Source organism: Nonomuraea sp. NPDC049141, assembly GCF_040648415.1.
Classification (GTDB): Bacteria; Actinomycetota; Actinomycetes; order Streptosporangiales; family Streptosporangiaceae; genus Nonomuraea.
The window spans coordinates 1-2703 of sequence record NZ_JBEZDR010000116.1 but is presented as its reverse complement, the minus strand read 5'-3'; the positions used below and the strand labels follow the sequence as shown (position 1 = coordinate 2703).

General features: G+C 69.0%; 3 protein-coding genes and 1 rRNA gene. 3 read left to right on the top strand and 1 reads right to left on the bottom strand.

The genetic code is table 11. The features are described from left to right. Positions 1 to 107: 107 nt before the first annotated feature. The gene (locus tag AB0B91_RS64895; RefSeq protein WP_089002982.1) at positions 108 to 557 is read right to left on the bottom strand and encodes a PRC-barrel domain-containing protein; all 450 of its coding nucleotides are present in this window, start codon (positions 555 to 557) and stop codon (positions 108 to 110) included. Between the two features lie 288 nt (positions 558 to 845). On the opposite strand from AB0B91_RS64895, the gene AB0B91_RS64890 reads away from it, so the two are divergent. The 3 genes from AB0B91_RS64890 to AB0B91_RS64880 form a co-directional block, all read left to right on the top strand. After that, positions 846 to 1313 (top strand): hypothetical protein, encoded by a 468-nt coding sequence (locus tag AB0B91_RS64890; RefSeq protein ID WP_357659671.1) that lies wholly within the window; start codon positions 846 to 848, stop codon positions 1311 to 1313. A 283-nt stretch (positions 1314 to 1596) separates the two neighbouring features. Continuing rightward, positions 1597 to 1860 (top strand): SCO4848 family membrane protein, encoded by a 264-nt coding sequence (locus AB0B91_RS64885; protein WP_089002984.1) that lies wholly within the window; start codon positions 1597 to 1599, stop codon positions 1858 to 1860. 745 nt (positions 1861 to 2605) lie between these two features. Continuing rightward, a 16S ribosomal RNA gene (locus tag AB0B91_RS64880) occupies positions 2606 to 2703 on the top strand; the annotation flags it as partial.

Below are 2703 nucleotides of genomic sequence, written 5' to 3'. Positions count from 1 at the left end.
GTGGTCACGACGCCGAGCGGGAGGCCGTCGACGGGGTCGACGGCCTCCGGCGCGTAGCTGATCGGCCGGACCACGCTCCCCACGGTAGCGGGTCCGGCCCTGCCCGTTCAGCCCTGGCGGTAGCTTTCCCGGTAGTAGTCGCCGATCCGGTCCCGGTAGCCGGGCTCGCCGTACGCGTCCGGATCGAAGGCCGGCGAGTCCTTCACCTGATCGCGGGTGCGGTCCACGTGGACCGTGCGGTCCAGGTGGTCCACCCGCGTCACCGTGCCGGCGGGCAGCAGGACCTTTCGCCCGAAGATCCACGGCCCGGTGTCCACCACCAGCCAGCGGGCGTCGGTGTCGTCGCTGGCCTCGTCGACCGAGCCGATCCGCCCGTCGGTGGCCTCCACCCGGTAGCCGACCAGGTCGAGTGGGGTACCGGGACCGGGGGCGTCCGGCCCGTCGCCGCCGGGCTCCGGCCCGTCCGGCGGGGCTGAGTCGGGGTTGGCGCCGGAATATCCGCCGGCGAGGGCGGACGGGTCGCGCCAGGTCCAGGGGTTGAAGGTCGACGGCTGCACGGGTCACCTCCGATGACGGTCTGCGCCGGTCCCGGAGGGCAGTGCCCCGCCCGCGTCCGTGGGAAACAACGCGGCAATTCTTGGTTCACTGGAACGTCTCGGGTGCGAACTACGTCATATTCGTCCTGCGTCGATGAATGCAGTGTCCCGGTCGCAGGTGGGAGCGGCGGAAACCGTGGGCACGCACATTCGCCGGCAAGGGGGAGTGTCCATCCGGCACATTCGTTCCGTCGCTGCGGCCGACCATTCTGGTCCCGCATCATCCGCAGCGAGAAAAAGGGGACACGGATGTACCGCACCATTCGCCGGACCGGGGTCGTGCTCGCCGTCGCGCTCGGACTCGCGGCCGGGACCGGCGCCGCCGCGCAGGCCGCCGTCGTCAACCCCGTCACGCCGCAGTCGCTCTGCGGGCTCGGCTACGGCGTCCTCGACCAGGACCCGATCCGCCACGCGGAGACCGGCGCTCCGCTCGGCGCCGTCTACCTGCTGTATCACCCGGTCACCGGCTACGGCTGCACGGTCACCGTCAAGTCCGCCTACGTGGGCGCCGCGACCCGCACCCAGGTCTACCTCGCCGCCCAGTACCTGCCGACCCGGACCGACGACGGCGACAGGTTCTGGGCGGCCGGGCCGACCCGGGCGTACGTCAGGGGTGGTTGCATCATCTGGGGCGGTTTCATGGCCGACGCGGGTGGCACGATCCATTACCACGAGCGGGCGAACCCGGCGATCGGTGGCATCGGCACCTGCTTCTGAGACAGCGGTCCGGGAGGTCCGTGATCACGCGGGACTCCCGTTCCGGGACCGCGTAACCGAATTGTCGACCGCAGTTGAGAAATCGCCCGACGGGTCCCGTTGTGCCGCCGTTATCGTCGGTCCATGGGGCGGATGCGGGGCGTCAGTCCCCGGCGAGCGGGCCTCACCAGGCCCTGGTCACCAGGTACCCGCCGGGCTCGGTGATCGGCTGGCCCCGCGCCGCGTCCACCTTCCGGCAACTCCGCCATCCCTGACCGCCGCCGCGCTGGCATACTCGGCGGCCATGGTGCTGTCGCGAGGCTGGGCCCTCTTCCTCACCGGGGTCGGAGTCTGGACCTGGGTGATCTGGCCGAGGTTCGCGGTCGCCATCTGGAACGATCCCCGGTCCTGGTCCTCCGGCACGGTCGGGGAGTTTCCGGCCACCGGCTTCCTCTGGATCCACGCCCTGCTGATCGCGGCGTCCCTGCTCATCGGCACCACCGTCGGGGTGCTCGGCGTCCGCGCGTGGCGGGTGGCCCGCCGGCGGGCCGAGGGCCCGGCTTCCTGACCTACCGCCGGGTGCCACGCCCTTCGGCCAGGCGGCGAGGACCCGCCCGACTGGCGTGCGGCCTGTCGCACCGGCCCTGAACAGGCGGGATAGTGAGCCGGTAATGGTGTGACGGGCGCCGCTACCCCCCGATTTGACGTTCAAACCAGCAGACGCGTAACTTTCTCTCTGCCAGCGCGGAACGGGGCAAACAGGGCGAAGGTCCTGGAGTGCCGAACCGAGGTGGTGCCGGGTCGGACAGGGTGGCAAACCCTGGAGGGCGCGGTCCGGGCGGGGCTCGCCGAAACTGCCGCGAGGCGGATTTGGCGAGGCGGAACCGACCGGGTAAGGTTCACGGTCGGCAGGAAGCCGGGCGAGCTCGCGGGAGACCGCAGAGCGGCCGGTCTGCCAAATCCGATGATCAATCGCAGCGGTCCGCCGCTGCGTGCGCTCGTCGGCGCCAACCCGCACGAAGCACGACAGACCGGGACAAACGGTTTGACACGGCGAAGACGGCGAGGTAACGTAGTAAAAGTGCCCGGCGCGAGAGCGGCGGGGACGTGAACGAAATGCCCCGGGTCGGGGGCTCCACGGTGTGGGGTTTCCGGGCGGTGTGTGGTTGTTCTTTGAGAACTCAACAGGGTGCTTGATAAGCCAGTGCCAAATTGATTTATACCCCTTGGCTGGCAGACTGTTTCGGTGGTTTGTTGGTCTTGGATTCCTTTGGCAACACTTTTTGTTGTCGGGACAGTTTTTCAACAAGTTTTTGTTGGAGAGTTTGATCCTGGCTCAGGACGAACGCTGGCGGCGTGCTTAACACATGCAAGTCGAGCGGAAAGGCCCTTCGGGGTACTCGAGCGGCGA

What these genes read in the sequence shown, in the direction of transcription:
- AB0B91_RS64890 (WP_357659671.1), top strand. Translation starts at nt 846, where the DNA reads ATGTACCGCACCATTCGCCGGACCGGGGTCGTGCTCGCCGTCGCGCTC.
- AB0B91_RS64885 (WP_089002984.1), top strand. Translation starts at nt 1,597, where the DNA reads ATGGTGCTGTCGCGAGGCTGGGCCCTCTTCCTCACCGGGGTCGGAGTC.